Origin of the sequence: Microcoleus sp. T3_B1, from assembly GCF_036700445.1 — a bacterium.
Taxonomy (GTDB): Bacteria; Cyanobacteriota; Cyanobacteriia; order Cyanobacteriales; family Microcoleaceae; genus Microcoleus.
The window spans coordinates 100,051-108,460 of the sequence record NZ_JAUBOX010000021.1 but is presented as its reverse complement, the minus strand read 5'-3'; the positions used below and the strand labels follow the sequence as shown (position 1 = coordinate 108,460).

6 protein-coding genes are annotated in these 8,410 nt (G+C 42.9%); all 6 read left to right on the top strand.

Annotated elements, in window-relative coordinates; all coding sequences use genetic code 11:
• Positions 1-2,358, top strand: a 2,358-nt coding sequence (locus QT990_RS14220; RefSeq protein WP_333465362.1) for an RHS repeat-associated core domain-containing protein, incomplete at its 5' end; no start/stop codon positions are given.
• A 123-nt stretch (positions 2,359-2,481) separates the two neighbouring features.
• Positions 2,482-4,311 carry a WD40 domain-containing protein gene (locus tag QT990_RS14215; protein ID WP_333145163.1) on the top strand — a complete coding sequence of 610 codons (1,830 nt, stop codon included), beginning with the start codon at positions 2,482-2,484 and terminating at the stop codon, positions 4,309-4,311.
• Between the two features lie 185 nt (positions 4,312-4,496).
• Entirely contained in the window at positions 4,497-5,267 is a 771-nt protein-coding gene (locus QT990_RS14210; RefSeq protein WP_333145164.1) for a glycosyltransferase, read from the top strand.
• A gap of 103 nt (positions 5,268-5,370) precedes the next feature.
• Positions 5,371-7,116: a sulfotransferase gene (locus QT990_RS14205; protein WP_333145165.1), complete on the top strand. Its 1,746-nt coding sequence runs from the start codon at positions 5,371-5,373 to the stop codon at positions 7,114-7,116.
• Positions 7,098-7,241, top strand: a complete 144-nt coding sequence (locus QT990_RS14200; RefSeq protein WP_333145166.1) for a hypothetical protein — start codon at positions 7,098-7,100, stop codon at positions 7,239-7,241. Before QT990_RS14205 ends, QT990_RS14200 begins: the two co-directional genes overlap by 19 nt.
• A gap of 211 nt (positions 7,242-7,452) precedes the next feature.
• Positions 7,453-8,106, top strand: a complete 654-nt coding sequence (locus QT990_RS14195; RefSeq protein ID WP_333465361.1) for a Crp/Fnr family transcriptional regulator — start codon at positions 7,453-7,455, stop codon at positions 8,104-8,106.
• Positions 8,107-8,410: the final 304 nt, after the last annotated feature.

Genomic DNA, 8,410 nt, shown 5'->3' with positions numbered 1-8,410 from the left:
GAGTTGGGAAGGCGGACTGATGTTACTCAAGCGGCACAGACTACTATTGCTAGTACGAGCAAAACTGAGTACGATAAAGTTGGGAATGTGGTGGCTGAAATTGATGCTAACACTAACAAAACTCAATACGTTTACGATTCCAGAAATCGGCAGACTCGCGTCATAGATGCTTTAAATCCATCTGGAACCACTACCACTGAATATGATGATGTTGGCAATGTCACATCCATCAAAGACCCAGTAAATAATACGACTAACTTCGTTTACGATGCCCGAAATTGGTTAAAATCGGAAACGAATCAATTTGGTAAAACTCGCGCTTTTGAGTACGATGATGTCGGCAATCGCACTCGCATTACTGACCGCAACAACCGCGTCCGTTCCTTTACTTACGATGCACTAAATCGGGAGACGGCAGAAAATTGGCTGAATACTACTGGTAATCCGATTCGGACAATTACTTCTACTTACGATGCAGCAAGTCAGCTAACATCTATTAAAGACCCTGATTCCACTTACCAGTTTAGTTACGACCCGAAAGGACGGCAAATTGCTGTCGATAATACGGGGACGCCAGGGGTACCGAATGTTCTGTTAAACTACACCTACGATGACGAAGATAATCTGCTGTCTGTCAGCGATACGATTAACGGCGCAGCTAAGGGGAATACTGCTTATACTTACGACACCCTAAACCGGATCAGTCGGATTACTCAAAGCGGTAATAGTGTGGCGTCGAAGCGGGTGGATTTTGGTTACGATGATATCGGTCAGATCAAGTCGGTGAATCGTTATTCTGATTTAAGCGGCAGTCAGTTGGTGAGGGGAACTACCTACACTTACGATGCTAAGAATCGTTTGGATGTTTTGAGTCACGGGAGTGGAGTTTCCTATGACTTTGATTATGACAATGGGAATCGAATTACGAAGATTACGGATGTTGATGGGGTGACAAATTATACCTATGACAAGAATAATCAGTTGACTGTTGCTGACCATTCTAATAGCAACAAGCCGGATGAAAGTTTCAGTTACGATGCGAATGGGAATCGGACTAATTCTGGATATCAGACGGGAAGTAACAATCAATTGAATTCTGATGGTGTTTACAATTATGCTTACGATGATGAAGGGAATCTGATTCGGAAAACTGAGATTGCGAGTAATAAGGTGACTGAGTATGAGTGGGATTATCGGAATCGTTTGGCGGGTGTTTTTGATAGGAATGCTGGGGGGAATGTTACTCAGGAAGTAGGGTTTAAGTATGATTCTCAGAACCGTCGCATTTCCAAGAAAGTTGGGAGTAATGAGACTCGGTTTGTTTATGACAGGGATAATGTACTGTTTGATTTTGTGGCTTCGGGGTCGAATCAACCTGTTTTGGACAAGCGGTATTTTTACGGGACTGGTGTTGACCAAGTGTTGGCGCAGGAGAGTGCTCAGGGGGGTGTTTTGTGGGCTTTGACTGACCAGTTGGGGACGGTTAAGGATTTTGTGGATAATAGTGGGAGTGTGGCGAATCATGTGAGGTATGATTCGTTTGGTGGGGTTGTTTCTCAGTCGAATTCTGCGTTTGGTAGTCGGTATGGGTTTACGGGGCGGGAGTTGGATGCTGAAACTGGGTTGTATTATTATCGGAGTCGGTATTATAATCCGGAGATAGGACGGTTTATTGGGGAGGATTCTGTTGGGTTTGGTGGTGGGGATGCTAATCTTTATCGGTATGTGAAAAATAGTCCTGTTGATTCAACTGATCCCCTTGGTCATTCGGGGAAAGTAATAGATCAGCTTCGACGGATCAGTTATAATGTCGGCAGTGCAACTAAAAACACCAACAATATCCAGGATGTTAAAAAAGATGTTGACAAAAACCCGTCTAATGTATCCATAACCAGTGATGAGACCATCGCTGTTATAGAACATTCTGGAAGTAGGACAGGGACAGATGCAAATCGAAAAAATCGCCAAAGCGTACTTGGTATTTTGCCGACAGATCATCAAGGACATATTGTATCAGCTTTATTGGGCGGCACGGGTGCATTGAATAACGTGTTTGCCCAGAACGGATGGGTAAACTCCAACTCCAATAGTCCCTGGTATCAATTTGAATTACTGGTAGATACAACGCTCACACAAATGAAGCGCAATAAATGCTTAACGGAAGTGACTCTTTTTTATCAAGTCTCCCTGAAATATGAGCAACGTACTACTCCTAGAATTAGACCTACTTCATTAACCGCAAGGGCAACATTTTTTCCATCGGAAGCTAGCTTGACTCTACGCAATATCCCAAATCCAGCCGAGTTTCTTCCTCCTGCTCATAGGTTAACACTTCCACTGGAAAGACACGGGTTATAGAGTTAAATTCTTAGGGTAAATTTGAGTTTTCACTTGGCAGCAAACTAAGTACCCCCCTATGAGCCAATTCTCTCACCGAGTTCAAATTAACAAGTTAATTTCAAGCAAGATTTTGAGGGCATTATGCAAAAATGGCGATCGTTACTGGCACATCTAGAAGTATTTGATGAGCGAGGAGAGTGCTTAAGTGAACAAGAGATGCTGGAATTTGAAACAAAAAATAATATTAAGTTACCCAAAGATTATAAGATTTTCTCTCAAATTTTTGGCAGCGGAACATTGGGTAACATGATTAACATCTACAGTCCTATATACTCTCATTGTTTTCATCAATTTTCGCTGGAAACTATTCACTATGAAATTACATATCATCAGTTGTATTCCTTAGAAGAACTTGAAAAAGATATGACTTTAGAATCAATAGCAGATTTACTTAAAGGGGCTTTTGTGTTTGGGGAGGATTGCGCGGCACGCATAGCTATTTTCGATCTTAGAACTTATAGTGAGTCTGACTATAGTTGCGATATTTACTGGCTGAAGTGCCCTGAGTTTGATGGAGAAATTTACCGTATAGGTCGTGATTTTTTTGAATTCGTGTGTGATTTTTGCCTGGGAACAAAATCTTATGAAATTTTACCCATATCTATTTGTCCAGACCCTTCCTGTCTAGTCCATACCTTTACTTGTTTCTCGACTATCGACGAAGAAAAAGATATACTATCATCTGCAAATATTCAAGAAGAGCCTAATTTTTTATGCGAACCATACGAATTTGTATTTAGAGAAAGTTCGGACTCAGACGAAGACGAATTCATGAAAAGTTATGACTTAGACGAATTGAGAGAAAGTTCAGAACCTTCTGAACATACTTTATTTATGTGGAAAGAGAGATTGATTGAAGACTTTACACATTTGCATTTACCTTCAGAGTATACTTGGAATTATTTCAATCGCGATCGAGAACGGGAGCGTGAGGAAGAAGATCGACAAATCCTACTAAAAGCCATTCAAAATAACAATCGCTATGCTTTATTTCGTTATATAGAAACATTTAGAGGTCACTCAGATTCAGTTTATTCTATTACTTTTACTCCTGATGGACAAACCCTAGCTAGTGGCGGAGCCGATGGCACTATCAAAATCTGGAACTTGAATACTGGGCAAGGAATTTGCACTCTTACAGAACATACAGATGCAGTGGTTTCATTAATCGCAAGTCCAGATGGAAAAACCTTGCTCAGTGGTAGTGCTGACACTACCATTAAAATTTGGAATCTGAGCACGAGTCAAGTTATCCGCACCCTAACAGGTCATACTTGTTCCGTACTTTGCCTTGCGATTAGTCCAGACGGTACACGCTTAGCTAGCGGTGCGGCCGACAACACTATTATAGTTTGGGATCTCAATACTTATCAGGTGATACATACTCTTAGCGGTCACAGTCATACTGTCTTAAGTGTTGCTATTAGCCCTGATGAGAAAACCTTAGCTAGTGCTAGCGCTGATACTTATATTAAGTTATGGGATTTGGACTCTGGAACAGAAATTCGCACTTTAGAGGCTAACTGCGGTCTAGTCTTTGCCGTGCGTTTTCATCCTTCAGGACAAATGCTTGCTAGCGTTCACGAACAAGACAAAAGTATCAAATTTTGGCATCCCGCAACTGGGAAACTTATCCGCACTATGTCAACCGAGGTAGAAATTGTATCGGCTACAATTAGTCCAGATTGGACAACTTTGGCAGGCGGGGGTGGCGATACTAATTATCTAATAGGTTTGTGGGATTTAGAGAAAGTAACAGGGATTACTTATTTTAGTAGTGGTGGTCAAATCGATCATAAGGGCTGTGTTTATTGTGTTGTTTTTAGTCCCGACGGGCAAACACTTGCTAGTGGAAGTAAAGACACTACTGTCAAACTTTGGGGGGTTCCACCGCCTATTAAGATTGAGTGATGGAAAGTAATATTAAGTGAAAATGCGCTCGCCCCAGATCCCTCTCAAAAAAATGCTTAAAGTCAATTTATCTCAACAAGTGCTAACATTTATTTAACGATAAAACCTAGATTAAAACTTCTGCATAAAAACATCAAAACTGTTTACCGAAAGCTCGATCGCTCTCCAACTGCTTGAAATTCCCAATGACCTCCTCAATCTCCATCATTACCACCACCTACAACCGAGAACAATACCTCAGCGCCGCCATAGAAAGCGTTCTCGCCCAAACCTACCCCAACTTTGAACTGATAATTTGGGACGACGGTTCCACAGACTCCAGTCTCACTATCGCCCGCAAATACGCACAGCAAGACACCCGAATTCAAGTAATCGCCGCCCCCCACCAAGGCCGAGGAATAGCCCTCAAAGCGGCTCACACAATGTGCAAAGGAACATACACTGGCTGGGTAGACAGCGACGACTTGCTCGCACCCACCGCCCTCGAAGAAACCGCAGCCGTATTAGACGCACAACCAGAAATCGGAGTAGTCTACACGGACTATCTAATGATTAATGAAAAAACTCAAGTAAAAGGACTAGGACACCGCAGCCAAATACCCTACTCTCCAGATAGGCTGTTAGTAGACTTTATGACCTTCCACTTTCGCTTATTTCGCCACCACTTATACGATCGCATAGGTGGCATCAACTCCGAATTTAACCGCGCTGAAGATTACGACTTTTGCTTGCGAATCTCAGAAATCGCTCAATTTTACCACCTCAAGAAACCCCTTTACTACTACCGGCAACATTCGCTGCATACAGTTCAACAGCAACTAGACCAAATTCTTGAATCTCAGTCAGCTATTGCACAAGCGCTTCAAAGACGCGGATTGAGCGAAAGATTTGAATTAGAAGTAGATATCGTCAGTCGATTTTTTCTGTACAAACGCCAGCCCAAAGAAATAGGTTAAGCAGGACTAAGTTATCTTTAGTTAGTATAAAGTGCAACGTGCATCGCCCTTATCATCAATTCTTCAATCCAAAATCCCAAATCTAAAATCTAAAATCGCTTGTATGACTCCCATCTCCATTGTCATGACTGTCTACAACCGAGAACGTTATCTCAAAGCTGCCATAGAAAGCGTTCTCTCCCAAACTTACCCTAACTTTGAACTCATAATTTGGGACGACGGTTCCACAGACAACTCTCTCAACATAGCCCGCAACTACGCCAAACTTGACCCCAGAATCAAAGTCCTCGCCGCCGAACACCGAGGCTCCGGCTATTCCCTAATGGCCGCCATTAGAGAAGCCGCATTTCCTTACTTTGGCTGCGTGGATAGCGACGATTTGCTCGCCCCCAAAGCACTAGCAGAAACAGTTCCTATTTTAGATGCAAATCCTCAAGTAGGAGTTGTTTATACCAACTATTTACTCATCGACGAAAACGACTGCGTTGGCGGCGAAGGCCCTCTCTGCAAAATCCCCTATTCGCCAGAGCAACTGTTAGTAGATCCCATCGTTTTTCACTTTCGCTTAATCCGCCGTTCGGCTTACAATAATTGTGGCGGTGTTGACCCAAAATTTGCCAGTGCTGTCGATTACGAATTGTGCCTGCGGCTGAGTGAAGTTACAGAAATTAGAAAAATCAACAAACCGCTTTATTATTACCGCATCCACCAGCAAACCGTTTCTCGCCAGCATCGGGCCGAGCAAATAATATTATGCCGCACCGCTGTCGAACAGGCGCTTCAACGTCGCGGACTTGCTGACAAATTGGAGTTGGGAGTAGAACTTGTCGGTCAATTTCGCTTGCGACCGAAGCAAGTTAAGGATAAAATAGATAGGAGCAAGTTTTCGACCGCGGATGCTAATTCACCCAACAGCCAGTCAAGCATTTTTTTGGGCGCGAACGCTAATTCACCCAGCAACAAATCGACCGTATCAAGTCCGATTTTTGTAATAGGAGCCGAACGTTCGGGGACAACTCTCCTGCGTTTAATGCTAACAGCACATCCAGATATCTGCATTCCCCCTGAAAGTCTGTTCTTTGTGGCCCTAGAGTCAAAATACGGTGCGACCAAAGACTTGCTGCCTCAAATCGAAGATTTTTTAAATGACCTTTACAACAACAATTTTCACAGGTTTGGGGAGTGGAATGTTGACCCACAGCTTTTATTAGATAGCTTGACAAATAACAAGCAATTGAGTTACGCTCAAGCAGTTTCTACAGTTTATCGAACTTACCGCCAGCAGTTTGACCCGACAGCTTCGATTTGGGGAGACAAAAATCCTTTTCACATTTATCAATTAGGAAAAATCAGGAGATATTTTCCGGGTGTTAAGGTGATTTTGATTGTGCGAGATTTTCGGGCTTGTTACAGTTCTATCAAAAAATTAGTAGCAAAAGAGCAAGAAAGGGGGGAAGTGTGGCCGGGGATAAAAACGATAGGGGGACTGACTCACCAGTGGAATCAAGTTGTTAAACTCATCGAAAAATACCATCAAAAATGGGAGCAATTTTATTTAGTTTCTTACGAAGATTTGGTAAGGGAACCGTCCGCACAGTTAGCAAAAATTTGCAAGTGGATCGGGGTAGATTTTCAGGAGTCAATGCTGGAATTTTATCAACAAAATGCTGCGTTAGGTTTAGTTCCGCCTAGCCAAATGGTGTGGCATCCAAATACTTTAGAGCCGGTTGGGGTAAAGGGAATTAATGCTTGGCAAGATGAGTTGAGTTTTTCAGAGTTGGAAACTATTGAGTTGATGAATTGGAAAAACTTGGAAAAGCTTGGATATAAATGTACTTCATTATTTTAACAGGCAAGTTGATGGGCGATCGTTCAGGGCGATCGCTCTGCTGTTCCGAGTTCGATAGTCCTGGACGCATTGTAACGGTGTTGCAAGGATTTGAGATTCCGAGTTTACGCGGCACGACGGAGTGAAGGGCAACACTTGTGAATGACATAATTAGGTAGAAGCGTGCGTAAATCCTGTTCGCTCGCAAAAATTGCGGATTGGTGAATATACAAAGTTAAAACAATTAACCAAAGCTTATCTTTCCGCTAACCAGACGATTACCAAGCCTTTACCTTCGTGAGCTAGAGTGACATCCATAGGTCTCAAACCACTGTTTTTTAGCTGGAAAAAAGAGATATGCCACTAACTTCCAAAGCACTTTTAGTAGAAATCCAGCATAACACAGGAGCGAGTCGAAACTTGCATTTTTATGCCAAGGGCGAAACCATTCCTATGATGTCGCAAGGCCTGTGGCGAGTCTGTCAAGGTTTAGCACAACTGAGCACGCTTTATCCAAACGGGGAAGAAGGACTTTTGGGTTGGGTTGGGCCTTCGATGTGCTTCGGTTTGTGGTTGACAAGCTTGCAGACTTACCGAGCTACGGCGACATCAGATATTTATTTGATGTGGTATTCTATGGTGGAAATCGAAGCTTCTCCTCAATTGGCTCACGAGTTGCTGCCTCAAATGGTACGGCGGCTGCGACAAATGGAAGCAATTTTAGCGATCGCCGGACAGCGACGAGTAGATGACCGTTTGTATCAGCTACTGCTATTATTGCAACAGGAATTCGGTCAGCCTGTGGTTGAGGGAACTCGTTTGAATATCCGCTTGACCCATCAAGATATTGCTAATGCAATTTGCACGACGCGGGTAACAGTAACTCGAATGCTGGGAAAATTGCAGCAGCAAGGGTTAATCAGTCGAGATGGATCTCGGCATTTAATTCTTAACAAAGGTGTTTTTGCGTCCACGTCGGATTTGTTTGGCTGCAACCCTCAAGCAGTGTAGAACCGACAGCAATTTGCATCTACACTTTTTTGCATCTACATAAAGTCTTCCAGTATTAGTTATCAAATCTCAGTGTATCAGAATTGTTTGTCTGGCTCTTCCTCTCCCTATCTACAGCCATACGTTTGCAGTTGGAAAAGATATAATTAAGCGGTGCATCTCTTTAGGACTAAACTCAATGGCTAACTCAACTCAAGAAACACCGCAACCAGACAAAAAAGAATTAACTCAGATCACAGCTAAACCTCAAGAACAACAAGAAGAACCGCCAAATAAGGGTGACGGGCGGAAATAGTCGATCGTT